25 protein-coding genes are annotated in these 23743 nt (G+C 69.5%); 10 read left to right on the plus strand and 15 right to left on the minus strand.

Features of this window, described 5'->3' with window-relative positions:
* Positions 1-31: 31 nt before the first annotated feature.
* Together rfbC and rfbA are read right to left on the minus strand one after the other, a co-directional pair.
* Positions 32-655 (minus strand): dTDP-4-dehydrorhamnose 3,5-epimerase, encoded by a 624-nt coding sequence (gene rfbC, locus ACFYL6_RS09930; RefSeq protein ID WP_387169787.1) that lies wholly within the window; start codon positions 653-655, stop codon positions 32-34.
* On the minus strand, positions 652-1539 hold the full coding sequence (gene rfbA / locus ACFYL6_RS09935; RefSeq protein ID WP_387169789.1) for a glucose-1-phosphate thymidylyltransferase RfbA: 888 nt from the start codon (positions 1537-1539) through the stop codon (positions 652-654). The genes rfbC and rfbA overlap by 4 nt, the downstream gene beginning before the upstream one ends.
* A gap of 85 nt (positions 1540-1624) precedes the next feature.
* Here rfbA and rfbB point away from each other — a divergent pair, with 85 nt between their 5' ends.
* Genes rfbB through ACFYL6_RS09965 form a run of 6 tightly spaced genes read left to right on the plus strand, consistent with a single transcriptional unit; the run spans position 1625 to position 6904 of the window.
* Positions 1625-2626, plus strand: coding sequence for a dTDP-glucose 4,6-dehydratase (rfbB, locus tag ACFYL6_RS09940; protein ID WP_387169791.1), 1002 nt, complete (start codon positions 1625-1627; stop codon positions 2624-2626).
* Positions 2623-3510, plus strand: a complete 888-nt coding sequence (rfbD, locus tag ACFYL6_RS09945) for a dTDP-4-dehydrorhamnose reductase (protein ID WP_387169793.1) — start codon at positions 2623-2625, stop codon at positions 3508-3510. The genes rfbB and rfbD overlap by 4 nt, the downstream gene beginning before the upstream one ends.
* Positions 3507-3878: a DUF2304 domain-containing protein gene (locus ACFYL6_RS09950; protein ID WP_139584287.1), complete on the plus strand. Its 372-nt coding sequence runs from the start codon at positions 3507-3509 to the stop codon at positions 3876-3878. Before rfbD ends, ACFYL6_RS09950 begins: the two co-directional genes overlap by 4 nt.
* Complete coding sequence (locus ACFYL6_RS09955) at positions 3871-4572, plus strand: glycosyltransferase family 2 protein (RefSeq protein ID WP_387169794.1); 702 nt, start codon at positions 3871-3873, stop codon at positions 4570-4572. Before ACFYL6_RS09950 ends, ACFYL6_RS09955 begins: the two co-directional genes overlap by 8 nt.
* Positions 4569-5879: a lipopolysaccharide biosynthesis protein gene (locus ACFYL6_RS09960; protein WP_387169796.1), complete on the plus strand. Its 1311-nt coding sequence runs from the start codon at positions 4569-4571 to the stop codon at positions 5877-5879. The genes ACFYL6_RS09955 and ACFYL6_RS09960 overlap by 4 nt, the downstream gene beginning before the upstream one ends.
* Positions 5876-6904, plus strand: coding sequence for a glycosyltransferase family 2 protein (locus ACFYL6_RS09965; RefSeq protein WP_387169798.1), 1029 nt, complete (start codon positions 5876-5878; stop codon positions 6902-6904). Before ACFYL6_RS09960 ends, ACFYL6_RS09965 begins: the two co-directional genes overlap by 4 nt.
* Positions 6905-6952: 48 nt before the next feature.
* On the opposite strand, the gene prcA is transcribed toward ACFYL6_RS09965, so the two are convergent.
* From prcA to ACFYL6_RS09995, 6 genes are all read right to left on the minus strand, one after another.
* Positions 6953-7792, minus strand: a complete 840-nt coding sequence (gene prcA / locus ACFYL6_RS09970; RefSeq protein ID WP_387169800.1) for a proteasome subunit alpha — start codon at positions 7790-7792, stop codon at positions 6953-6955.
* Between the two features lie 58 nt (positions 7793-7850).
* Positions 7851-8690 (minus strand): proteasome subunit beta, encoded by an 840-nt coding sequence (gene prcB / locus ACFYL6_RS09975; RefSeq protein ID WP_181518379.1) that lies wholly within the window; start codon positions 8688-8690, stop codon positions 7851-7853.
* Positions 8609-9130: an endonuclease VII domain-containing protein gene (locus ACFYL6_RS09980; protein ID WP_387169802.1), complete on the minus strand. Its 522-nt coding sequence runs from the start codon at positions 9128-9130 to the stop codon at positions 8609-8611. Before ACFYL6_RS09980 ends, prcB begins: the two co-directional genes overlap by 82 nt.
* Before the next feature lie 186 nt (positions 9131-9316).
* A complete protein-coding gene (locus ACFYL6_RS09985; RefSeq protein ID WP_030332902.1) occupies positions 9317-9532 on the minus strand; it encodes a ubiquitin-like protein Pup in 216 nt (71 codons plus the stop codon).
* 104 nt (positions 9533-9636) lie between these two features.
* A complete protein-coding gene (dop, locus tag ACFYL6_RS09990) occupies positions 9637-11154 on the minus strand; it encodes a depupylase/deamidase Dop (RefSeq protein ID WP_372492830.1) in 1518 nt (505 codons plus the stop codon).
* Positions 11155-11191: 37 nt separating this feature from the next.
* On the minus strand, positions 11192-12820 hold the full coding sequence (locus ACFYL6_RS09995) for a DUF2142 domain-containing protein (protein WP_387169804.1): 1629 nt from the start codon (positions 12818-12820) through the stop codon (positions 11192-11194).
* A gap of 153 nt (positions 12821-12973) precedes the next feature.
* On the opposite strand from ACFYL6_RS09995, the gene ACFYL6_RS10000 reads away from it, so the two are divergent.
* On the plus strand, positions 12974-13327 hold the full coding sequence (locus ACFYL6_RS10000; RefSeq protein ID WP_238660968.1) for a GtrA family protein: 354 nt from the start codon (positions 12974-12976) through the stop codon (positions 13325-13327).
* A gap of 64 nt (positions 13328-13391) precedes the next feature.
* On the opposite strand, the gene arc is transcribed toward ACFYL6_RS10000, so the two are convergent.
* Complete coding sequence (arc, locus tag ACFYL6_RS10005; RefSeq protein WP_030332887.1) at positions 13392-15176, minus strand: proteasome ATPase; 1785 nt, start codon at positions 15174-15176, stop codon at positions 13392-13394.
* Positions 15177-15354: 178 nt separating this feature from the next.
* Here arc and ACFYL6_RS10010 point away from each other — a divergent pair, with 178 nt between their 5' ends.
* Positions 15355-15648, plus strand: a complete 294-nt coding sequence (locus tag ACFYL6_RS10010) for a ferredoxin (protein WP_387170389.1) — start codon at positions 15355-15357, stop codon at positions 15646-15648.
* Positions 15649-15697: 49 nt separating this feature from the next.
* On the opposite strand, the gene ACFYL6_RS10015 is transcribed toward ACFYL6_RS10010, so the two are convergent.
* Genes ACFYL6_RS10015 through ACFYL6_RS10025 form a run of 3 tightly spaced genes read right to left on the minus strand, consistent with a single transcriptional unit; the run spans position 15698 to position 18406 of the window.
* Positions 15698-16270: a hypothetical protein gene (locus tag ACFYL6_RS10015; RefSeq protein ID WP_091408625.1), complete on the minus strand. Its 573-nt coding sequence runs from the start codon at positions 16268-16270 to the stop codon at positions 15698-15700.
* 46 nt (positions 16271-16316) lie between these two features.
* Complete coding sequence (locus ACFYL6_RS10020; RefSeq protein ID WP_387169807.1) at positions 16317-17318, minus strand: tRNA (adenine-N1)-methyltransferase; 1002 nt, start codon at positions 17316-17318, stop codon at positions 16317-16319.
* The gene (locus ACFYL6_RS10025) at positions 17315-18406 is read right to left on the minus strand and encodes a M50 family metallopeptidase (RefSeq protein ID WP_387170391.1); all 1092 of its coding nucleotides are present in this window, start codon (positions 18404-18406) and stop codon (positions 17315-17317) included. Before ACFYL6_RS10025 ends, ACFYL6_RS10020 begins: the two co-directional genes overlap by 4 nt.
* Positions 18407-18546: 140 nt before the next feature.
* Between ACFYL6_RS10025 and ACFYL6_RS10030 the strand changes: the two genes are divergently transcribed.
* Positions 18547-19461: a PD-(D/E)XK nuclease family protein gene (locus ACFYL6_RS10030; RefSeq protein ID WP_238661266.1), complete on the plus strand. Its 915-nt coding sequence runs from the start codon at positions 18547-18549 to the stop codon at positions 19459-19461.
* Between the two features lie 19 nt (positions 19462-19480).
* Here the strand turns inward: ACFYL6_RS10030 and ACFYL6_RS10035 are convergent, their stop codons facing one another.
* The 3 genes from ACFYL6_RS10035 to ACFYL6_RS10045 all read right to left on the minus strand — a co-directional run bounded on the left by ACFYL6_RS10035 (position 19481) and on the right by ACFYL6_RS10045 (position 22748).
* Positions 19481-20629: an RNA 3'-terminal phosphate cyclase gene (locus tag ACFYL6_RS10035; RefSeq protein ID WP_387169809.1), complete on the minus strand. Its 1149-nt coding sequence runs from the start codon at positions 20627-20629 to the stop codon at positions 19481-19483.
* A 77-nt stretch (positions 20630-20706) separates the two neighbouring features.
* Complete coding sequence (locus ACFYL6_RS10040) at positions 20707-21699, minus strand: inositol-3-phosphate synthase (RefSeq protein WP_387169811.1); 993 nt, start codon at positions 21697-21699, stop codon at positions 20707-20709.
* Between the two features lie 41 nt (positions 21700-21740).
* Positions 21741-22748, minus strand: coding sequence for an LLM class flavin-dependent oxidoreductase (locus ACFYL6_RS10045; protein WP_387169813.1), 1008 nt, complete (start codon positions 22746-22748; stop codon positions 21741-21743).
* Between the two features lie 360 nt (positions 22749-23108).
* Between ACFYL6_RS10045 and ACFYL6_RS10050 the strand changes: the two genes are divergently transcribed.
* Positions 23109-23675: a hypothetical protein gene (locus ACFYL6_RS10050; RefSeq protein ID WP_387169815.1), complete on the plus strand. Its 567-nt coding sequence runs from the start codon at positions 23109-23111 to the stop codon at positions 23673-23675.
* Positions 23676-23743: the final 68 nt, after the last annotated feature.

Genomic DNA, 23743 nt, shown 5'->3' on the forward strand with positions numbered 1-23743 from the left:
TGTCAGACCACAGGTCGTGCTCCGAGCGCTGTCACATACCGGTTGAGTGCGACATTCCGTCCGCGCCGAGGCTCGCCACGAACCGCCGGCAGCTGTCGTACTCCGGGAGCAGGCTCCGCTCGCGGGCCTGCGCCAGAGTCGGCGCCGCGTCGTCACGCGCGGACAACAGCGGAACGTCGGCGGGCCACTCGATGCCCAACTCGTCGTCCAGCGGGTGCACCGCGTGCTCGCCGGTCGGGTTGTAGGTGGCCGAGCAGAGGTAGCTCAACGTCGCGTCGTCGGTCAACGCGCAGAACCCGTGCCCCAGCCCCTCGCTGAGGTAGACCGCCCGCCGGTCGGTGTCGTCCAACCGGACGCCCTCCCAACGGCCGAAGGTGGGCGAACCCACCCGCAGGTCCACGATCACGTCGAGGACCGCGCCGCGCACACAGGTGACGTACTTGGCCTGCCCGGGTGGGACGTCGGCGAAGTGGACGCCGCGCACCACGCCCCGCGCGGAGACCGACAGGTTGGCCTGGGCCAGCCGCAGCGGGTGCCCCACCGCCTCGGCGAGCTTGTCGAAGCGGTACCACTCCATGAACATGCCGCGCGGGTCACCGTGCTGCTGGGGGGTGATCTCCCAGGCGCCCTCGATGCTCAACTCCCGGATCTTCACCAGGAACCCCCGTCGCCGGCCTGCTCGGTGAGCAGACGGAGCAGGTAGTCGCCGTAACCGCTCTTGGTCAGCGGCTCGGCGAGCGCGCGCAGCTGCGCGTCGTCGATCAGGCCGGCCCGCCAGGCGACCTCCTCGACACAACCGATCTTGAGGCCCTGCCGCTCCTCGACCACCCGGACGAACTCGGCGGCCTGCATCATCGAGGTGAACGTGCCGGTGTCCAGCCAGGCCGTGCCCCGGTCCAGCACCGTCACCGACAGCTCCCCGGTCTCCCGGTACACCTCGTTGACCGCCGTGATCTCCAGCTCGCCGCGGGCGCTCGGGGTGAGCTTGCGGGCGATGTCCACGACCCGGTTGTCGTAGAAGTAGAGGCCGGGCACCGCGTAGCGGGACTTCGGCCGGGCCGGCTTCTCCTCGATCGAGAGCACCCGACCATCGGCGTCGAAGTCGACCACGCCGTACTCCTGCGGGTTGGCCACCTGATAGGCGAAGACCCGCCCGCCGACCGGGTCACCGTGGTCGGCGAGCTGCCGACCCAGACCCACGCCGTGGAAGATGTTGTCGCCGAGGACCAGCGCCACCGACTCGGTGCCGATGAAGTCCGCGCCGAGGATGAACGCCTGTGCGATGCCCTCCGGGCGCTCCTGGCTGACGTACTCCAGCCGCAGCCCGAACTGGCTGCCGTCGCCGAGCAGCCGACGGAACTGGTCCTGGTCGTCCGGAGTCGTGATCACCAGGATCTCGCGGACCCCGGACATCACCAGGGTGGAGAGCGGGTAGTAGATCATCGGCTTGTCGAAGACCGGCATCAGCTGCTTCGAGACCGCCCGGGTGATCGGCCAGAGCCGGGATCCGGTGCCGCCGGCAAGTAGGATTCCACGCACCGGGGAAGCCTAGCCGCACCCGGACAGATTATGCGGGGGTCGCGTCCCAGGTGTCGCACCGCCGGTCGCGTATACTTCCGGACCCGTGAGGATCCTCGTCACCGGCGGAGCCGGATTCATCGGGTCGGAGTACGTTCGTCTGCTGCTGGGCAAGCCGCTCGGCGGTGCGGACGGCGTGCCGCCGCTCGAGCCGGCCGTCGTGACCGTGCTGGACAAACTGACCTACTCCGGCAACCTGGCCAACCTCGAGCCCGTCCGGGACGACCCGCGACTGCGGTTCGTGCAGGGCGACATCTGCGACCCGGTCGTCGTCGACGAGGTGGTGGCCGAGCACGACGTGATCGTGCACTTCGCCGCCGAGTCACACGTCGACCGTTCGATCGCCGGCGCCGCGCCGTTCGTCACCACCAACGTGCTGGGCACCCAGACGCTGCTCGACGCGGCGCTGCGCCACGGCACCGGCCGGTTCGTGCACGTCTCCACCGACGAGGTCTACGGCTCGATCGACGAGGGCTCCTGGACCGAGACCTGGCCCCTCGCCCCCAACTCGCCGTACTCGGCGTCCAAGGCCGGCTCCGACCTGCTCGCGCTGTCGTACCACCGCACCCACGGGATGGACGTGGTGGTCACCCGCTGCTCCAACAACTACGGCCCGTACCAGTTCCCCGAGAAGGTCATCCCGCTGTTCGTCAGCAACCTGCTCGACGGTGGCACCGTCCCCCTCTACGGCGACGGCGGCAACATCCGTGACTGGCTGCACGTACACGACCACTGCCGTGGCATCGCCCTCGTGCAGCAGAAGGGCCGCGCCGGCGAGGTCTACAACATCGGCGGCGGCACCGAGCTGACCAACAAGGAACTCACCGGCCTGCTCCTGGACGCCTGCGGCGCCGGGTGGGACCGGGTCGTCCCGGTCACCGACCGCAAGGGCCACGACCGCCGGTACTCCCTCGACATCACCAAGATCAGCGAGGAGCTCGGCTACCAACCCAGCATCACCCTGGAACAGGGCCTCGCCGACACCGTCCGCTGGTACCGGGACAACCGCAGCTGGTGGGAACCCCTCAAGTCCGCGCCGAGCGCATGACCCGACTACTCGTCACCGGCGCGGGCGGGATGCTCGGCCGGGACCTGGTCACCGTGCTGGGGACACGGCCCGACCTCAAGGTGACCGCCGCCACCCGCGCCGACCTGGACATCACCGACCGCGCGGCGGTGGACGCCGCCGTCGCCGGGCACGACCTGGTGATCAACGCGGCCGCGTGGACCAACGTCGACGCCGCCGAGACCGACGAAGCCGCGGCGACCGCCGTCAACGGCGACGCCGTCGCCAACCTGGCCGCGGCCTGCGCCACCGACGGAACCCGGCTCATCCAGGTGTCCACCGACTACGTCCTCGGCGGCAACGCGGACAGCCCCTACCCGGAGGACGCGCCCACCGCGCCGGTCAACGCCTACGGCCGCGGCAAGCTCGTCGGCGAACAGGCCGTCGCGCGGCTGCTGCCCGACACCGGGTACGTCGTACGCACCGCCTGGCTGTACGGCGCGCACGGCCCGAACTTCGTGGCCACCATGCTCCGACTCGCCACCCAGCACGAGCACCTCGACGTGGTCGACGACCAACAAGGCCAGCCCACCTGGTCCCACGCGCTCGCCGAGCGGCTCGTCGCGCTCGCCGACGCCGCGCTGGCCGGTTCCGCGGCGCCGGGCGTCTACCACGGCACCTGCGCCGGCCAGACGACGTGGTACGGGCTCGCGCGCGCCGCGTTCACGCTGGCCGGGCTGGACCCGGAGCGGATCCGACCCACCACCAGCGACCGGTATCCGCGTCCCGCCCCGCGGCCTGCGTACAGTGTGCTAGGGCACAGCCGCTGGGCAGCCGTGGGTCTGGCCCCGCTTCCAGACTGGCACAGCGCCCTGGTTGACGCGTTCCACTCCCCCGCTCCACCCGCCCCGTGGAAGGTCGCATGAAGCTCACCCTCGTCACCGGCCTGACCGGCCTGCTGCTCCTCGGCACCATCGTCGAGCTGTTGCGCCGCCGTCAGCTGCGCGAGAAGTACGGCATGCTCTGGCTCGCCGTACTGATCATCGTGATCCCGCTGTCCCTGTTCCCCCGGCTGCTCGACAACGTCGCCGAACTCCTCGGCGTCGCCTCCGGTGTCAGCCTGGTGCTCTTCCTCGGCATCGTCTTCCTGCTGCTGGTGTGCGTACACCTCAGCTGGGAGGTCAGCGCCCTGGAAGAAGAGACCCGCACCCTGGCCGAAGACTTCGCCCTGCTCCGCGCGCAGATCGACGCGGACCGGGCAGCCCGAGACGAACTGGTGTCGACCGATGGTTAACGGCAAGCGCACATTGATCATCATCCCGGCTCTCAACGAGTCGGGCTCGATCGCCGACGTCGTCGGCGAGGTCCGCGGCGAACTGCCCGGCGTCGACGTGCTCGTCGTCGACGACGGTTCCACCGACCGCACCGCCGCCGTCGCCGCCGCCGCCGGCGCGAAGGTCGCCAAACTGCCGTACAACCTCGGCGTCGGCGGGGCCATGCGCCTCGGCTACCGCTACGCCCGCGACAACAACTACGACGTCGCCATCCAGATCGACGCCGACGGCCAGCACGACCCCCGGTACGTGCCGAAGCTCGTCGACCTGCTCGACGACAACGACCTTGTCATCGGCGCCCGCTTCGCCGGTGAGGGCGACTACAACGTCCGCGGCCCCCGCCGCTGGGCGATGGTGATGCTCTCCGCCGTGCTGTCCCGGGTCGCCCACACCAAACTCACCGACACCACCTCCGGCTTCCGGGCCGCCAACCGGCGGGTCATCGAGATGTTCGCCAGCTGGTACCCGGCCGAGTACCTCGGCGACACCGTGGAGACCCTGGTGCACACCGCCCGCCGCGGCTACCGCATCCGCCAGGTGCCGGTCGCCATGCGCAAGCGGATGGCCGGCACACCCAGCCACTCCCCCGCCAAGGCGATGGTCTACCTCGGCCGCGCGTTCGCTGTCCTCACGCTGGCGCTCATCCGCCGGTGATCCGACGGCTACTGAGCCTGGTCCCGCCCGGCACCGTCGCTGTCGGTGCCGGGCTGGCCCTTCTCGGGCTCGCCTCCTACGTTCACCTCGCCGTCGCCGGCCACAGCCTCAGCAAGGCCGACTACTCGTCCCTCTCCGTGCTCTGGTCGATCGTGTTCACCCTCGGCATCGGCGTGTTCATGCCGATCGAGCAGGAGGTCGCCCGGGTCGTCGCCGCCCGACACAGCCAGGGGCTGCCCCCCGGGCCGGTGCTGGCCCGCGGCGTCACCGTCGCCGCCGTGCTGCTCGCGGTGCTGGTGCTGGCCGTCACCATCGGCCGTCAACCGCTCGCCGACAAGCTCTTCGCCGGTGACGGCAACCTGGTCACCGTGCTGATCGGCGCACTCGCCGCGATGGCCGTCGCCTACGCCACCCGCGGCGTCCTCTCCGGCCTGCAACTGTTCCCCTGGTACGGCGCCCAACTCGGGATCGACGGCGGCCTGCGCATCATCATGGTCGCCCTACTCGGGCTGGCCGGGGTGACCTCCCCCGTCTGGTACGGGCTCGTGCTCGTCGCCGCCCCACTGGTCAGCGTCCTGCTCACCCTGCCGCCGGTGCTGCGCACCATCGGCGGAGGCCCACCGGTGGCCTGGGCCACCCTGCTGCGCGGCCTCGGCCTGCTCACCGCCTCCAGCCTGCTCTCCCAGGTCGTGGTGAACATCGGCGTGATCAACGTGCAACTGCTCGCCCCCTCCGACGCGGCAGCCGCCGGCGCGCTCCTCTCCGCCCTCGTGCTGGTCCGCATCCCCCTGTTCGTCTTCGGCTCCCTCCAGGCGTCACTGCTGCCCGGCCTGGCCACCACCGCCACCACCGGCGACCAGGCCGGCTTCCACAGCCTGCTGCGCCGGGCGCTCGGCATCGTCACCGCACTCGGCCTCACCGGCGCCCTCGGCGCCGTGCTGCTCGGCCCGTGGCTGGTCGGCACACTCTTCGACGCACCCGGCGTCCTCGGCCACGGCGACTTCGCCTGGTTGGGGGCCGCCACGCTGGCCTACCTGTGGGCGATGGTGCTCGGCCAAGCCCTCCTCGCCCTCGACCGGCACCGCGCCCAGGCCCTCGCCTGGACCGCCGGCGTCGCCGCCCTGATCGCCGTGACGCTGATCCCGGCGCCGGTCACCCTGCGAGTCGAACTGGCGTACACCATCGGCTCCGTCATCGTGGCCGCCACCATGGCGATACTGCTGCGCGGCGGCGTCCGTCGACCCACCACCCCCACCCGGCCACTCGCCGAGGCCGTCTCCCCTGCCGTACCCGGAGGCATCCGATGACCCGACCCCGGGTGAGCGCCGTCATGCTCGCCTACGGCCCGGAGCCCTACCTCGTCGACGCCGCACGGGCGGTACTGGCCAGCGCCGACGTCGAGATCGACCTCATCGTCGTCGACAACGGCTGCACCGGGGACGGCATCGACATCGTCAAGGGCCTCCCCGGTGTGCGGGTCATCCGACCAGAGGAGAACACCGGCTACTCCGGCGGCTGCCGGGTCGGCGCCGCCGAGGCCACCGGTGACTGGCTCGCGTTCGTCAACTCCGATGCCGTCGTCGCACCCGACGCCCTGGCCAAGACCACCGCCGTCGCCGCCGAGGCGGGCGTCGGCGCCGCCATGGCGTCCATCCGGTTGGCCGACACCCCCGAGCTGATCAACACCAGCGGCAACCCGCTGCACTTCACCGGGCTCTCCTGGGCCGGCGGCAACGGCGAACCGGCCAGCAACCACGCCGAGCGGCGAGTCGTGCCCTCCCTCAGCGGCTGCTGCTTCGTGATCAGCCGGCAGCTCTGGCGCGAGCTCGACGGCTTCGCCGCCGAGTACTTCGCCTACCACGAGGACACCGAACTCAGCCTGCGACTGTGGCAGCGCGGACTACGACTGGAGTACGTGCCGGACGCCATCGTGCGTCACCACTACGAGTTCTCCCGCAACGCCCTCAAGCTCTACCTGGTCGAGCGGAACCGGCTGGTCACCCTGCTCACCGCGTACGAGGCGCGGACACTCGTCGTGCTCGCCCCGGCGCTGCTGCTCACCGAGGCCGCCATGCTCACCGCCGCCGTCGTCGGCGGCTGGTCCCGGCAGAAACTGCAGGGCTGGGGCTGGTTGTGGCGCAACCGCAGCTGGGTACGCGGCCGTCGCCGGCAGCTACAGGCCGAACGCCGAGTGCCGGACGGGGTCATCGCGGAACTGATGACCGGTCGGGTCACCCCCTCCGGAGTGCCCACCACGCCGGGCCTGGGCGCCTTCAACGCCGTCGCCGGCGGTTACTGGGCCCTGACCAGACCCCTGCTGCGCCGAGGATGACCGCTGGTGCCGGCCCCGAACACGGGCCCGGCACCAGCGGGCGAAACCCTAGCGTTCGCCGCCCTCCGCGGGCCGGTCCTCCAGATCCGCGGAGCCGGCCGAAGTGGTCGGCTTGTGCGCCTCCGTGGTCGGCACGACCGGCTCGGCGGGACCGCCCGCCGCATCCGCCGCCTGCCCCTCGGCCGCCGCGTCCCCGTCCAGCAGAGCCGTCAGCGCGGCACCGGTGATCCGCCGGAACGTCCGCCCGACCCGCTGACGGTCCAGGACCGCCACCTCAAGCTGGTTCGCGGCGATCGTCCGGGCGGCACCGCCCTCACCACCCACGGTGCTCAACGCCTGCACCGCCACCCTGACCGCCTCACCCAGGGACATGTCCGCCCGGTGCTGCGACTTCAACACACCGGTGATCGCCTCGGCCTGACCACCCATGGCCATCCGACCCGGCTCGTCGTTGACCGAACCGTCGTAGGTCAGCCGGTACAGCTCGTCCGCGTCCGCGGTGGCACCGACCTCCGCCACGCAGATCTCCACCTCGAACGGCTTCGACTGCTCGGTGAAGATCGCACCCAGGGTCTGCGCGAACGCGTTGGCCAGCGCCCGGCCGGTGACGTCCCGCCGGTCGTAGCTGAGCCCGTTCAGGTCGGCCATCCGCACACCGGCGCGGCGCAGGTTCTCGAACTCGTTGTACCGGCCCACCGCGGCGAAACCGATCCGGTCGTAGATCTCGCTGACCTTGTGCAAGGCGCTGGAGAGGTTCTCCGCGACGAAGAGGACCCCGCCGGAGTAGCTGAGGACCACCGCGCTGCGACCCCGAGCGATGCCCTTGCGGGCCAACTCGGAGCGGTCGCGCATGATCTGTTCGGGAGAGGCGTAGAACTGCATGGCCACGTCGGCGGTTCTCCTTACGGCGCTGTGCTGACGACTGCTGACTGGTGAGGTGCGGGTCTCAACCGCCCGGGTTCTCCATCCGGCCGGCAACCACACCCTCGGCGATCGCCGCCGTCTCGGTGTCGGTCAACCGGCGGGTGCCCTCGGCGGTCGCGGTCATCACCACGGGGTAGATCCGGCGGGTCAGATCCGGCCCACCGGTCGCGGTGTCGTCGTCGGCCGCGTCGTAGAGCGCCTCGACCGCCAGCCGCGTCGCGTCCTCGACGGACAGCCCGGCCCGGAACCGCTTCTTCAACGCGGACTTGGCGAACAGCGACCCCGACCCGATCGCGTCGTAGCCGGTCTCCTCGTACGGGCCACCGGTCACGTCGAAGCTGAAGATCCGACCGGCCCGCGCCGGGTCGGCGGCGGCCAGGTCGAACCCGGCGAAGAGCGGCACCACGGCCAACCCCTGCATCGCCGCCCCCAGGTTGCCCCGGATCATCGAGGCCAACCGGTTGGCCTTACCGTCCAACGAGAGCATCGCGCCCTCGATCTTCTCGTAGTGCTCCAGCTCCACCTGGAACAGTCGCATCAGCTCAATGCCGATACCCGCCGTGCCCGCGATGCCGACCAGTGAGTACGCGTCGGCGGGGTGCACCTTCTCGATGTCGCGCTGGGCGATCAGGTTGCCCATGGTGGCCCGTCGGTCGCCCGCCATCACCACACCCTCGGCGGCCGCGATGGCCACGATGGTGGTCGCGTGCGGCGCCAGGTCGGCTGCCATGCCCGGCGGCAGCGGTCGCCGACCGGGCAACATCTCGGGGGCCACCCGACTCAGAAACGTCGTGAAGGAGGACGTCCCCGCGTTGGTGAACACATCTGGTAGACGCCCGGATGGATCAAAGCCCGCTGCCACGTGGTTCCTCTCAGGTACGTGATCGCCCTGGCCAGCCTCATGGGACTGTCACGGAACTGGCCAAGACCACCGTTGCAGTTGAAGCAGAGTATCCCGCGCACCCATCCGGTGCGATGATCGTGGTCCAGATGTTGCGGGTCGGCACCGCCACAGATCGCGCAGACCCCGCCCTGCTCGGCCAGGAGCTCCTGAAACTCCTTCTCGCCCACGCCGTACCGCCGCCGCAGGTGATACTCGCGGTTGCCTCCGTAGAGGCGCTCTTTGTTCTCTCTGGTCTTCGTGTTGTCGCAGGGCTTGCAGTAGGTGGCGTAACCGGAAGCATCCGCCCGGTTTCGGGGAAAGGCATCGAACGGCATGACCGCATCGCAGGCCGGGCAGTACTTGTGGCCCTCTGGCACGACGCGACCTACGCGTACCTCACGGTCGAGCTTGGCTTTCACCCGACGCGCGTAGCTCGCCTTGGATCGCTCGTTGAAGCAGAGTTTGCAGTAGCTACCCCGACCGCCTGGCCGCTTGGAACTCACGCAGAACTGATCGAGCGCCTTCCATTCGCTGCAATCTCGACAGCGGCGGAGTCCGTCCCGATCATCGCCAGCTTTAGGCATGTCCGAATTGACCCTATATGCTCATTGACCTCCTTTTTGTACGTAACCCCTCACGAACTCCTCTGCGTTTTCTTCGAGGACGGAGTCGATCTCGTCGAGGAGGTCGTCGACGTCCTCGGTGATCTCGGCGTGCCGCTCGGCCACCTCGGGGTTGGCCTCGGTGGTGACGTCCTCGATTTCCTCGCCCTGACGGGACTTGCCGGACTGCGACTGGCCGCCGCTGTCATGAGTGGCCATTGCTGCCTCCTCCACGATCGTCTGCGATGAACTTACCTCGCGCGGGCGACGAAAAGCCCGCCGCGCGCCGGCTTGCGGCACACGGCGGGCAATCGCACCCGGGCTCAGCCCCCGGTCAAGGTCTCCAGCAGGTCCTTGGCGCTGGCGCAGCGGTCGAACAGGGCACCGACGTGCGCGCGGGTGCCCCGCTCCGGCTCCATCATCGGCACCCGGACCAGCGACTCCCGGCCCACGTCGAAGATCACCGAGTCCCAGCTCGCGGCGACCACCTCGGAGGCGTACTGGGCGAGGCAGCGTCCCCGGAAGTAGGCCCGGGTGTCCTCCGGCGGCTCGGTCATCGCGCTGCGGGTCTCGTCGTCGGTGAGCAGCGTCTTCATCGCCCCCCGGCTGACCAGCCGGTGGTAGAGACCCTTCTCCGGCCGGACGTCGGAGTACTGGAGGTCGACGAGCTGGAGCTTGTGCGAGCCCCAGCCGAGCTTCTCCCGCTCCCGGTAGCCCTCCAGCAGCCGCAGCTTGGCCACCCAGTCCAGTTCGTCGGCGCAGAGCATCGGGTCCCGGCCGAGCCGGTCGAGGACGCTCTCCCAGCGGTCGAGCACGTCGATGGTCTGCTCGTCGGCGTCGGTGCCGTACCGGTCGTCGACAAAGGACCGGACCCGCTCCAGGTACGCCCACTGCAGGTCGAGGGCGGTGAGCCGGCGGCCGTCGCGCAGTCGCATGCGGTGCGTCAGGGCGGGGTCGTGGCTGACGGCGCGCAGCTCGCTGACCGGGTCGGCGATGCCGAGGTCGCCGCCGAGCGCCTTCTCCTCGATCATGGTGAGGATCAGCGCGGTGGTGCCGACCTTGAGGTAGGTGGAGATCTCGGAGAGGTTGGCGTCGCCGATGATGACGTGCAGCCGGCGGTACTTGTCGGCGTCGGCGTGCGGCTCGTCGCGGGTGTTGATGATCGGCCGCTTGAGGGTGGTTTCCAGGCCCACCTCGACTTCGAAGAAGTCGGCACGCTGGGAGATCTGGAAGCCGCTCTGGCCGCCGTCCTGGCCGATGCCGACCCGGCCGGCGCCGCAGACGATCTGCCGGGTGACGAAGAACGGCGTCAGGTACGCCACGATGTCGGCGAACGGCGTCTGCCGACGCATCAGGTAGTTCTCGTGGGCGCCGTAGCTGGCGCCCTTGTTGTCGGTGTTGTTCTTGTAGAGGTGGATCGGCTGGGTGCCCGGGATGGTGGCGGCGCGGCGGGACGCCTCGGCCATCACCCGCTCGCCGGCCTTGTCCCAGCGCACGATGTCGCGGGGGGTGGTGACCTCAGGGGTGGAGTATTCGGGGTGGGCGTGGTCGACGTAGAGCCGTGCGCCGTTGGTGAGTATCACGTTGGCCAGGCCGAGGTCTTCGTCCGCGAGTGCCTCGGCGGGGTCGTACGCGGCACCGGAGTAGGTGAACCCGCGGGCGTCGCGCAGCGGCGACTCTTCCTCGTAGTCCCATCGGGCCCGGCCGCCCCGGTTGAGTTCCGGACGTGCCCCGTAGGCGTTGACCACCTGCGATGAGGTGACCATCGGGTTGGCTCCGGCCTGCCCTGGCACGGAGATGCCGTACTCGACCTCGGTGCCCATGATCCGTCTTACGCTCATCGACCTACCCGCTTCGCTCGCCCGACCCGGTCCACCGTCAGGTCGAGCGTAGTCCGCCCTGGGCACCTGCACTCTGTAGGTGAGTGCCGGCGGGCCGGAACAGTTCGGTGGATTCGGTGTCAGAACGCTCGGCGGTCGGCGTCGGGTCGTCGCTCGCGGCGGAGCGCGTGGTGGTCCAGACGAGCCACCCGAACAGCACCAGGCCGAGGCTGGCGCTCAGCAGCGGGATCACCGAACCGACCACCGGGTGCCAGTCGCCGGCGAGCGGGTTGAGGCTGCTCAGCCCGATGTTGGCGGGCAGGCCGTTCTGCCAGCGGACCATCGTGTACGCCAGGCAGAAGAGCTGGATCGGCAGGAGGAGCAGCACGGCGAGTCGGCTGAAGGAGCGGGCCCGGGCGGTTTCGAAGCCGCGTTGTTCGGCGGTCCACGCGGCGTAGAGCAGGACGCCGACCAGCATGGGTAGCATGTAGCGGCCCTGGGTGACGAAGCCGCTCTCGTTGACCAGGGCGATCTGCATGAGGGAGGGGACGGCCACGCCGCCGCCGAGCAGCACGAGCAGGCGCCACCGGTCGAGGGTGCTGCCCCAGACGACGCCGATGAGCAGCAGTGCTCCGGCGACGAGCTGCCAGATCAGGTACGGCGGGGCGGGCATGCGGGTGTCCAGCCAGGAGGTGACTCCGACGATCTGGTCGAGGTATCCCCGCCACCGGTCGGCCTCGCGCAGGGCCGCCTGCCCGTAGGTGAGCCGGTCGGCGGAGTAGTTGCCGAGGTCGGAGGTTTGTTGGCGGACGGACCAGGCGAGCACGACGAGGGTGGACAGGACGATGCCGCCCGCCCAGAGTTGCGCGGCCCGGTCCCGTAGCAGGCCGACGAGGTTGCCGCGGCGTAGTGGGAAGGCGAACGCGACGAAGGCGGTCGCGAGCCAGAGCGGGCCGGTCTGACGCAGGATGGCCAGGAGCAGTGCGCTGATCCCGACGAGGAGGATGAGGCCGCGTCGTGGGCCGGGTGGGCCGAGCAGCAGGGGGATGACCGCGCTGAAGAAGGCGATGCCGGCGGCGATCTCCAGGCCGTTCGGGTTGACCGCGCTGGCCATGTGCACGGCCATCGGGGTGGTGACGACGACCAGGGCGCCCATCATGAGGCCGCGGCGGGATCGGTTGCGGATCACGACGTACGCGCAGGCGAGCAGCGCGGCGCAGCACAGGGCGCTGATCATGCGGGCGAGCAGCACACCGGACCAGCCGGGCCAGAGCACCGTGGGCGCGCCGACGAGGGCGTAGTAGGCGGGGAAGTAACGACCGGCCCCGGTGCCGGCGCGGGTGGGTGTGTCGTCGCTGCCGGGGGGCTGGGCGCAGGCCGCGGAGACGTCTTTCTTGAACTGCCAGCACTGCTCGCGGACGAGACCGCCGGGGACGGTCTGGAAGGCTCCGGTGCCCTTCTTCGCGGCGGCCGGCGGGGGCGCGATCTGCCCGGCGGCGACGCCGGCCGCCCGGACGATGTGTTCGCGCTCGTCGGGGGTGCCGTCGTAGGGGGCGGCCATCGACCAGGCGAAGATGATCAGGAAGAACGCGGCGAAGGCGAGGGCCCAGTGTCGTCGGGCTGCGCTCGTGGTGGCCGCCGGGCTTGCGGCGGCGGCCGGCGGCGTCACTCTTCCGGGATCAGGCACGTCAACCTCGCGGCTCGCGCGGGCAGGCCCCGCTGGGTGGATGGACAGACGATAGACTCCCTCGTCGTCCTCACCGCTCCGGGTCCCCCCTTGGAGAACTCTTTGCTGTCACCTGTTGCCGATTCCGTCCGCCACCTGTCCCGACACAGTGCTGTGCGGTTCCTGGTCGTCGGGGGCCTGAGCGTTGCCGTGGACACGGGGTCGCTCTTCGTTTACCACGGAGTTCTCCGGATTGTCCTGCCGGTTGCGGCCGCCCTGTCGTTCCTGACCTCGTTCTGGGTCAACTTCGGGCTGAACCGGGCGTGGTCGTTCGGCTCGTCCGCGCAGATGGTGCCGCAGGTGGGGCGCTACTTCGCGCTGGTCCTCGCCAACCTGACGGCGAACGTGGTGCTGGTGTCCGCGTTGACCTGGGCGGGCACGCCGTACCTGCTGGCGAAGTTGCTGGTCACGGCGTCGCTGTCGGCGGCGAACTACGTGGTGTCGAAGCGGTGGATCTTCGCTGCGTGACCGGCTCCTGACCTACCCGCAGCGAGGGTGTCCGCCGTTATGGCGGACACCCTCGCTGTTGGGGTCAGAGGTACTGGCCGGTGTTGCTGGCGGTCTCGATGGACCGGCCGGCCTCGGCGCCCTTGCCGCCGGAGACGAGCGTGCGGATGTAGACGATCCGCTCGCCCTTCTTGCCGGAGATGCGCGCCCAGTCGTCGGGGTTGGTGGTGTTGGGGAGGTCTTCGTTCTCGCGGAACTCGTCGACGCAGGCGTCGAGCAGGTGCTGCAGGCGCAGCCCCTTGCGACCCGAGGTGAGGAACTCCTTGATGGCCATCTTCTTGCTCCGGTCGACGATGTTCTGGATCATCGCGCCGGAGTTGAAGTCCTTGAAGTAGAGGACTTCCTTGTCACCGTTGGCGTAGGTGACCTCGAGGAACCGGTTCTCCTCGGTCTCCGAGTACATCCGCAGCACCACGGCGTCGATCATCGCCGCGACGGTGGCCTGGGGGTCGGTGCCGTGTTCGGCCAGGTCGTCCGGGTGCAGGGGCAGCCCGGAGAGGATGTACTTGGAGAAGATGTCCTTGGCCGCTTCGGCGTCCGGTCGCTCGATCTTGATCTTCACGTCGAGGCGACCGGGGCGCAGGATCGCCGGGTCGATCATGTCTTCCCGGTTGGAGGCGCCGATGACGATGACGTTCTCCAGCCCCTCCACGCCGTCGATCTCGCTGAGCAGCTGCGGGACGATGGTGTTCTCCACGTCGGAGGAGACACCGGAGCCGCGGGTCCGGAAGATCGAGTCCATCTCGTCGAAGAACACGATCACCGGCGTGCCCTCGCCGGCCTTCTCCCGGGCGCGCTGGAAGATCAGCCGGATGTGCCGCTCGGTCTCACCGACGTACTTGTTGAGCAGCTCCGGGCCCTTGATGTTGAGGAAGAAGCTGGTGTGCTTCTCCTTGCCCTGGCGCTCGGCGATCTTCTTGGCCAGCGAGTTGGCCACCGCCTTGGCGATGAGCGTCTTACCGCAGCCGGGCGGGCCGTAGAGCAGGATGCCCTTGGGCGGGCGGAGCTGGTGCTCACGGAACAGGTCCGCGTGCAGGAACGGCAACTCCACCGCGTCGCGGATCTGCTCGATCTGCGACTGGAGGCCACCGATGTCGCCGTAGTCGACGTCGGGCACCTCCTCCAGGACCAGTTCCTCGACCTCGCTCTTCGGGATCCGCTCGTACGCGTACGCCGAGCGGGGCTCGATCATGAGCGAGTCGCCGGCCCGGATCGCCGAGCCGATGAGCGTCTCGGCGAGGTGCACGATGCGCTCCTCGTCGGAGTGGGAGACCACAAGCGCCCGGTCGCCCGGCCCGCCGTTCGGCCCCTCCAGGATCTCCTTGAGCATCACCACCTCGCCGACCCGCTCGTAACCGAACGCGTCGACGATGTTGAGCGCGTCGTTGAGCAGGACCTCCTGGCCGCGCCGCAGGTCACCCACGTCCAGCGAGGGCGAGACCGCGACCCGTAGTTTGCGGCCGCCGGTGAAGACGTCCACCGTGCCGTCCTCGTGCTTGGCCAGGAAGACTCCGTAACCGCTCGGCGGTTGCGCGAGCCGGTCGATCTCCTCCTTGAGCGTCACGATCTGCGTGCGAGCTTCCTTGAGGGTGCTCACCAGCCGGTCGTTGTTCTCGGTCAGCCGCGCCAACTGTGCCTGGGTGGCCGCCAGCCGCTCTTCGAGCTGCCGGACGTGTCGGGGGCTTTCGGTCAACTTGCGCCGCACCAGGGCGAGTTCCTCTTGCAGGAACGCGACCTGCGTGGAGAGATCGTGGGCTTCCTTCTCCCACCGTGCGGCGCGCGAGTCCGCGTCGTCGCTACGTGCTGCCACGTCCCACCTCCCCGGGGGGCTTGAACGTTCTGCCCTAACACTAGCCGCTATGAGGCCGATTCGGTCCCACGCAACACCCTCGTCACCGAACCTTGATCGCCAAGGGTGGCCCGACGGGCCGTTACCGGCGTTCGGGTACCGTCGAGGCGTGGCACGGGAGAACATGGGGGGTGCACAGGTGGCCGAGGTCGCGACCGACGAGTTGCAGGTCTGGGTCGACCAGGATCTCTGCACGGGCGACGGGCTCTGCGTGCAGTACGCACCGGAGGTTTTTGAGTTCGACATCGACGGCCTGGCCTACGTCAAGGGCGTCGACGGTGAGCTGCGGATGGCCCCGGGCAGCCGTGTCGACGTCCCCGCACACCTGCGACTCGAGGTGATCGACTCCGCGAAGGAGTGCCCGGGCGACTGCATCCACGTGGTGCGCGGCGACGGCGTCGAGGTCGCCGGCCCGGAGGCCGAGGAAGACTGACCCACCGGCCGGGCCGCGTGGCCCGGCCGGGTCCAGATCGCGGTACGCCTCAGAGCATCGGACGGCCGACGACCGAGGCGACCAACCGCGCGAACTCCTCCAACCGGGCGATCTGCCCGGCCCCGCCGTCGTCGAGGGTCTTGCCGAAGCGCAGCGCGTCGTGCCGGGGTGTGCCGGCCATCTCCTCGCTCGGCGGCGCCTCGTCCAGCGAGGTGAGCAACAGGTAGACGTCGATGCTGTCGACCCGGATCTCGCCGCTCTCGGCACGGTTGAGCCGCCGCCGGCAGCCCACCTCGGTGACGGTGGAGACCGGCACCACCCGCAGCGACGAGGTCATCGAGCCCGGCGGGCCCTCCTCCGGCGGTACGTCCTCGCCGTGCCAGAGGATGAGCCGGCTGCCGTCGCAGACGACGACCTCCTGCCACACCCCGTTGACCTCGTTGACGAAGCGTTCCAGGGTGAAGCCGAGCACCGACGCGCCGCGCAGCACGCCGCCGAGCGCCTCCAGGGCGACGTCCGGGTCGCGCAGGTAGGCCCGCGCCGCCGACTCCAGGTCCTGGTAGGGCGACCAGTCGGGAAAGACCGCGGGGAGGTCTCCACCGCCGTAGCCCGGTCGGCTCATGCCAGCGTCTCCCCCTGCTCGGCGGTGCCGACACCCAGCTCGATGGTCACGGCCTGTCCATCTCCCCCGCACCGTTGGGTTGCGCGCCTGCCGCCTGGGCGGCCGCGGCCTGTCGGGCTGCCTCCGCCTCGCGCAGGTCCTGGCGGCGCTGCGCGTACGCCTCGGTGCCCTTGCTGGGCTTGCGCCGGCGCGGCGGCGCGGTGACCCCCGGGGCCAGCTTGCGCGCGGACACCAGGAAGGCGGTGTGCGCGATCATCCGGTGGTCCGGGCGGACGGCGAGCCCCTCGGCGTGCCAGTCGCGCACCAGGGACTCCCAGGCCCGTGGCTCGGTCCAGCCGCCGCGCTCACGCAGCGCCTCCACCAGCTCGGAGAGCTGCGGTGTGGTGGCGACGTAGCCGATGAACACCCCACCGGGCACCAGCGCCCGCTCGACCATGTCGAGGGTCTCCCAGGGGGTCAGCATGTCCAGGATGATCCGGTCGAAGCCGGTCTCCTGGCACTGCGCGACGTCGCCGACGTGCAGGTTCCACGAGGGGTGCGGCCCGTTGAAGAACGCCTCGACGTTGCGCTTGGCGATCTGGGCGAAGTCGTCGCGCAGCTCGAACGAGTGCAGTTCGCCCTCGGTGCCGACGGCGCGCAGCAGGGAGCAGCTCAGCGCGCCGGAGCCGGCGCCGGCCTCGAGGACCTTCGCGCCGGGGAAGATGTCGCCCATCGCGACGATCTGCGCCGAGTCCTTCGGGTAGATCACCTGGGCGCCGCGCGGCATGGACAGCACGTAGTCCGACAGGAGCGGACGCAGGGCCAGGAACGCGGTGCCGCCACCGGCGGTGGTCACCACGCTGCCGTCGGGGAGCCCGATCAGCGTGTCGTGCGCCAGGATGCCGCGGTGGGTGTGGAACTCCTTGCCGGGCTCCAGCGTCACGGTGTGCATCCGCCCCTTGGGGTCGGTCAGCTGGACCCGGTCGCCGGGCCGGAACGGCCCCCGGTGCACGGGTGTCAGCGCCGGGTTGGCGGGGTCGGCGGCGACGGTGGAGGGAGTTGCGGTCACGGTGTCATCTTCCGGTTGGGTTCGAGGAGCTGTGCCAGGTCCGCGATGTGCAGAATGCCGACGACATCTTCGCCTGACGTCACCACGTACTGCGCGCCCGGGTGGGTCTGTACGGCCTCCATCACCCGCTCGCCGTCCCACCCGACGGGCAACGTGGGAAGTGTGCCCAGTGACCGGGCGACGGCGTCCACCGCCAGCCACGGTCGGCGCTCGACGGGCACCGCGTCGGCGGCGGCCGGGTCGACGAGCGCCACCGGTCGACCGGTGGAGTCGGTGACCAGCAGCGCGGAGCCGGGCTGTCCGCTCTCGGCGTGTCGGCGCTGGGCCTCGGCCAGTGGCGTACCGGTGGGCACCGGCCAGGCCGGGCGGGCCAGCCGGGCCAGGTCGATAAGCGGGAACCGGCGGCTGACCCGGGCGGCCCGGATCGACTGACCGGCGCCGCGCCAGAGGGTGACGGCGACCAGCAGCATCAGTGGCAGCGCCAGCGGCGCCAGTCGCCGCTCGACGGTGAGCAGCAGGACCAGGGCCGCGGTGGCCACGGCGACGACCCGGCCGGCCCACCCGGCGACCTCGGTGCCGAGGTGCCGGTCGCGGGTCAGACCCCAGACGGCGGCGCGCAACGCCCGGCCGCCGTCGAGCGGCAGCCCGGGCAGGCTGTTGAACAGCGCCACGATGACGTTGCTGACCGCGAGCTGGAAGGCGAGCTGGTGCGCCACGGTCCCCTCGGGCAGGGCCAGCGTGGCGGCCACGGCCAGGACGCCGAGCACCGCGGAGACCGCCGGGCCGGCCAGCGAGACCAGCAGGTCGACGCGGGGCGACGGGGCGTCCCGGTCCATCTCGGTGTAGCCGCCGAGCAGCTCCAGGGTGATCCCGCGCACACCGATGCCGTAGCGCCGGGCGGTGAGGGCGTGGCCCAGCTCGTGCAGCAGCACCGAGCCGAGCAGCGACACGACGAACCCGAAGCCGATCAGGTAGCCGCTGAGCTGCGGCAGGTCCAGTTGTCGGCGGGCGAACTCGCCGTACAGCACCGCGATGAGCACCGCGAGCAGGACCATGGAGCCGTTGAGGTGCAGTGGCACCCCGAACACCCGGCCGACGTTCAGGCCGAGGCGTCGGTCTGGTCGGCGCGGCGGCCGGGTTGTCTGCTCCATCGCCACGATGCTACGGACCGTCGCTGTGTGGGGCGGGCGGCGGTCGGTGTCACACCGGTGCCCTAACCTTTGCCGACATGACGGCGGAATCGGTCACCACCTCCCAACCCTCCCCCGCGGTGCAGGCGCCGCCGACGGTGCGGGCCTCGCTGTCCCCGTCGCGGGCGGCGGATTTCAAGACCTGCCCGCTGCTCTACCGGTTTCGCAGCATCGACCGGCTACCCGAGCGCACCACCATCGAGCAGGCCCGGGGCACGTTGGTGCACGCGGTGCTGGAGCGCCTGTTCGACCTGCCCGCCACCGGCCGCACACCGGAGGCGGCCGGCGACCTGGTGGCCCCCCAGTGGGACCGGCTGGTCACCGAGCAGCCGGAGCTGGCCGGGATCTTCGACGGCGCGGAGCCGGCCGGCCCGGTGGAGTTCCTCCGCTCCGCCGCCGGGTTGTTGCAGGGTTACTTCGCGGTGGAGGACCCGACCCGGCTGGAGCCGGCCGAACGAGAGAGCCTGATCTCCGCGGTCGTCGACGAGGAGTTGCTGATCCGGGGTTATCTCGACCGGCTCGACGTCGCTCCGGACGGCGCGCTGCGGGTGGTCGACTACAAGACCGGCGGCGCTCCACGGGAGGCGTTCGAGGCGCGGGCGCTGTTCCAGCTGAAGTTCTACGCCCTGGTGCTGTGGCGCACCCGGGGCGTGGTGCCCCGGGTGCTGCGGCTGCTCTACCTGCGCGACGCCGAGGTGTTGGATTACACCCCGGACGCCGACGAGCTGGTCCGCTTCGAGCGCACCGTGGTGGCGCTGTGGCGGGCGATCGAGCAGGCCACCGCCCGGCAGGACTTTCGGCCCCGGCCGAGCCGGCTCTGTGACTGGTGCAGTCACCAGGCGCTCTGTCCCAGCTTCGGCGGCACGCCACCGCCATTTCCGGTCGCCGCGGCGAGCGCCGACCCGCTGCGCGACTCCCGGTCCACCCCGGTGGCGCCGGGCGCCGACGAGTGACCCGTGCGGCGACTGCGCTTCAGGACACAACAATTGTGGCGCTGCGGCCGGACGAGGTGACGTCGATCTTCCGGCCGGTGATGATTTCCGCCAAACCCACCACCGTACGGAGATGCGGGGTGAAGCGTTCGGTGGTGACCGTCCAGGTTCCGGGTCTCGTACACATCAACGGCAGCAACTGCTCAGCGATGAAACGGCTGGTCATGCCCGAGCACTCCAATTCGGGACGTAGTCGGTCGAGCACCGTCTCGACATCGAGCACACCGTGGCCCGCCTCCTCGAAGCAGAAGCTGACGTCACGTCTGTGCAGCCCTTCGCCGATGAGGAACATGACCTGGACCCGGTTGACCGGGTAGGGCACCATCTCGACTTCCGGCGACACCGCTCGTGACAGGCGGGAGCTGAGCTGCCCTGCGAGTCTCAGTGCCTTCTCGGCGATCTCCAGACGCCAGCGATGACCACCGAAGACGTAGAAGCGGGCCGAGATACCCGGGCTCATCGGATCGCCGGGAGTCGGCCGCGGTGCGGACTCTCGGCTGCGGTCGGTCCGGTGCCTCGCCACCGCGAAGCCGCCGCCGCGGCCGATGCACCCTCGCCGCTCGACGCTGAGCTGCGCGTTCCTACCCGTGAGCTCGTTGGCAACCGGGTAGAGGATGTTGCGGACAACATCGACGAATGGGGCCCCGAGCGTCTCCGTCCCGCCCGAGACTTCGATCGACGCGGTTGCGGGCGCCGCGTAGAGGAGCGGGAGGAGGCCGACGAAGAAGACACTCACGGCGTTGCCCATGAGACCCCGTCCGTTGACGTTGTCGATGTTCTCCGCGAAGTGGTCGCTGGCCTCCGCGTAGTTCCGCCGCCCGGACACGAGGTTGGTACCGAACGTCCCGTCCGGATCGTCGAGATCCGCCAGTACGTCGCCCTCGGGGATGCCGCCCGGCCGGAACGTCAGCTCGGTCCGGCCCATCATGTGGCTCGCCGTACTGGAGGTCCAGCGGCAGACCGCGTCGATGTAGCTCTTGTGGGTCCAGCCGACCCCACGTGAGCGATCCGGCCTGCTGGCTCGGATGTTCACCAGCCGAAGTGGCTGACCCGCCAGGACTGCCAAGGGCAGGGCCGCCCTTAGGGCTCCGCCACCACCTTCGCCGATCGAGCAGTCCACAACCGTCATGTCAGGCACATCGCCCTCCAGACGTCGAAAATGCCATTGTCGGGTTCTTCTCAGCCGCCCCACCTGGGTGCCAGCCGCTACCGTTCCCACCCGTCCTCGGCGGGAGGCGGAGACTTGAGAAGTGTGGACGCAGCGCCAAGGAAGCCACCGACACGGCGTCGACGCCCATCGGCTGCGATACGCACCAGGTCGACGATCACCCCTGCGGCGTTGCTCGAGTCCTGGACCTCCAGGCGCACGTCGACCGCCACCCGGGAGCCTGCCCAACCACGCCCCTCGATACTGATGTGGGCGACTTTTCGGTCCATCAGGAAGGGGACGTGACCTCCGGAGGGGATCACCGATAGCGATGCGACACCCGGAACGGTGGAGAGGACGTTCAGCTTCGAGGTGAGCTTGGGCGCACCGGCGTCACGAAGATTGCGGAAGTCCTCGTTGCCGCCGAGGTTCACCTGGTACGTGCCGTCGATCTGCAGGCCGCGACGCGCCAGCAGATCGAGCAACGCACGGTGGATGAGCGACGAACCGAACTGGCTTGCCAGGTCGTCCCCCAGCAGGGGCAGCGACGCCGACGCGAAGCGACGCAACAGGCCCGGTTCCCGGGCGACGGGGTCCGCCGAACAATTGACGACGGCGACACCGGCCGAGAGCGCGGCCTCGGCATAGGCGAGTGCTGCCGCGGGTCGACTCGTGGGCAGGGACAGCAGGAGAACCTCGGCCTCGGTGTCCCGGAGACGCTGGACGACCTGCTCCACGCCGGACGGCCGGATCTGGTCGCTGAGGATCCCCTGCTCGACGGTGACCGACTCGCCGACCAGGTCGACGATCTGGGGAAAGTTGTTGGTGCTGCCGTGGATCGCCTCGGTCAACGGCTGCCCAATCTTCGTCGGATCCACGTCGAAGGCCGCGACACACTGGATCTCTTCGACGCGAATCCCGTTCAGTTCGGGGTGGGTGACTCCCACCAGTGACGGGTCGCCGGGCCCGGGACGGTAGTACTCGATGCCCTGCAACAGAGCCGAGACGTTGTTGCCGACGCCGGCTACCGCCATCCGGATGTGATCGACCATCCTGCGCTCCCTCTGTCGCCACGGACGAAACCAGGTTGTGCTCAGGCGGTGCCGCGTAGCAGTCGCTCCGTGTCCAGGCTGTCCGGCAACACGAGGAACTTCATGCCCAGCTCTGCTCGGTATCGTGCGATTCGCTCCCTGATCGCGCTTGCCGACCCGAGCAGGAAAAACGGACTCGCCCTACTTGCCTCTCGAACATGTCCCTCATGTAGCCGCAGCGAGTAGGTGTCGTTCAACGCCGTCAGCCAGTCCGCCGCGTCCCTCTCCTGTATGCGCAGAGCCGTGATGTTGATCGAGGTGGTTACGGCGGCGCGTGCCCGTCCGTTCGCGGTGAGTTGTTCATCAAGGTAGCGGCGCATCCGCGCAAGATCGTCAAAGGTGGTCAGCATCCGTCTTTCCAAATCCCGGCTCCGAGTGATGGCGCCGTCGACCGATCGGGTCAACGGGAGACGATGCGCCGGTGCGTCGAAGTCGAGATGATCGGCGTGCGCGGCAGCCACGCGGATCACCGCGGAGGAGCCGCCGCCGACCGCCAGGCGTGGTGGTTCGTCGACGCTGGGACTGAGCGGGGCGCGCCGAAGCGTCAGGTCAGATCCATCGAGCGACACGCCTCCCGTGTCGAAGAGCGACCGGGCCGCGGCGACCGTCTGGGCGAGCCGTTCGACCCGTTGCGCGTGCGGTGGCATCTCCATGCCCAACACGTCGAATTCCTCCGCGTTCCAACCCGCACCGAACCCCGCGTAGACCCGGCGGCCACCGTAAAGTCGGGCGAGTTCGACGAAGTGGCGGATGGTCAGATACGGGCTGCTGTACGACGAGTTGGCGACGAGGACGGCCAAGTTGAGACGCGCCGACAGTGCGCCCACTGCCCCGAGCAGCACGTACGGGTCGTGGCGGCGCTGCACGGCACGTTCCTTGTCGACGTCACGACTGGTGTAGAGATGGTCAGAGACGGTGACTCCGGATACCCCGATATCTTCCCAGAGCCGGACCTTTTGGCGAAGGTGCTCCACATCCGGTACGTCGCGCAGCTTGATGTAGTACTCCACCAACCCTCCATCCGTCGAGGACCTTCGCTTCCCCGCTAGATGACGTCCGTGAGCTGACCTGTCAGCGGAGTGTAGATGGACGATCATGATTGGTACAGTGCCGATTTCGGATCGTGCCCGTCAACTATCGGCGGTAGCGGCTGCCCGAAGGTCCGAGGGCATTCTCTTCTGACCTTCATCGACTCTTGATCATCACTTCGGTTGCGAGCAGGGCGGGAGCAGCGCCGCTGGAATTCGGCCCCTGGTTCGGTCAACCGCGTTCCGTTATGCTGCGCCGGACACTGCCTGATCGAACACCTTTCCAGCACGAGTTGCTCGGTCGGCAGCCCGTTCGGCAACAGCCAGGAAGTGGGATCGAAGATGGACCTGAGGCGCGAGGTCGCACTTCTTACGCTTGGCGGATTCATCGGTGCGGCAATCAGCGGCGCGTTCAGCGTTATCGTCAAATCCGATTCCCAACCGGCCAATGTGAACGCCGCACTACTCGGCGCGACCGTCCTGCTGTTGGGCATACTCGCATCGACGCGCACACTCGGCACGATAAGAAAGGTCCTCTCCTCGCCTCAGGGGATCCGAGCAGAGGGGCATTGGTCCGGCCACTTCGAGTACGACAATTCTCAGGAGATCGTGCGGGTCGAAGAGGACCTGACCATCAGGCAAATCGGACTCCTGCTGCGGGGGAGGTCCACGAGCACCCGCATCAACGGCGCATTTCCGCTCAAGCAGACGACGTACGAGTTCTCCGCGACGCTGGCAAGCGACGGAACGTTCTCCGGCTCCTGGCGGAGCGTGACCGCTCGCGGCAGGTATCACGGCCTGCTCCTCGGCCGGATCTCCCGGCATGGCGGGCGGATCGACGGCGTGTGGATAGGCATCGAGGAACCGCGGTCGAGAAAGGGGGACTTCACGTGGACGAAGGTGGGGTAGCGAGCGGGACCACTTCGTTCTCGGCTGCACGGACCACGGACCAGGACATACTCGCGTCACTGGTGCGA

Origin of the sequence: Micromonospora sp. NPDC007208 (assembly GCF_042869175.1) — a bacterium.
Lineage (GTDB): Bacteria > Actinomycetota > Actinomycetes > Mycobacteriales > Micromonosporaceae > Micromonospora > Micromonospora foliorum.